This window comes from Amycolatopsis nivea, from assembly GCF_004522235.1.
GTDB classification, from domain to species: domain Bacteria; phylum Actinomycetota; class Actinomycetes; order Mycobacteriales; family Pseudonocardiaceae; genus Amycolatopsis; species Amycolatopsis nivea.
This window is the reverse complement of the sequence record NZ_SDLT01000116.1, coordinates 1-548: the sequence shown is the minus strand read 5'-3', so window position 1 is coordinate 548 and position 548 is coordinate 1. Positions and strand designations below refer to the sequence as shown.

The window sequence follows — 548 nt, the reverse complement described above, 5'->3', positions numbered from 1 at the left end:
CCGAAACAGCGGTGTTTGCCCGAGTACCAGAGGTGGACGGTGGCGCCGCGGTTGCGGCCTTTGGTTTTGACGGTGGTCGCGGCGACCCGGTCGCAGCCGATCAACATGCCGTCGAGGATCACGTGCGTGTCCCCCGCGGCGCGGCGCTGGGCGAGGACGTCGTGCAGGTCGGGGGCCTCGCTGGCGAGGGCGGTGACCGCTTCGTGCAGGTACCGGTAGGCGGTGGCGACGCCGACGCGGTGGTCGGCGGCGAGGCGGTGCACCGGGACGGCGTCGCGGAACCAGCGCAGCGCCAGCACCGCCTGTCCGAACGCGGTCAGCGCCCGCCGGCCGCGGCGGGTGCCGCGGCGGCGGTGTTCGGCGTGCAGGACACGCGCGACGAACAGGGCAAGCTCGCGCGCCACGTCGAGCGTGGCACCATAAGCAATCACGTGGGGCCCCTGGAATCTCTCGGACTTGATCTTCGCAAATCCAGTCCTACCAGCGGCCCCACGCCCCGCCCCTCGGCGACACACCCCACCCAGCCCTACTGAGAAAACCTCATTGGG

Annotated in this window: 1 pseudogene; it reads right to left on the bottom strand. The window is 71.4% G+C overall.

The features are described 5' to 3' along the window. Window positions 1-431 (bottom strand): annotated as a pseudogene (locus EIZ44_RS44470) (IS5/IS1182 family transposase); the annotation flags it as partial. Window positions 432-548 lie beyond the last annotated feature (117 nt).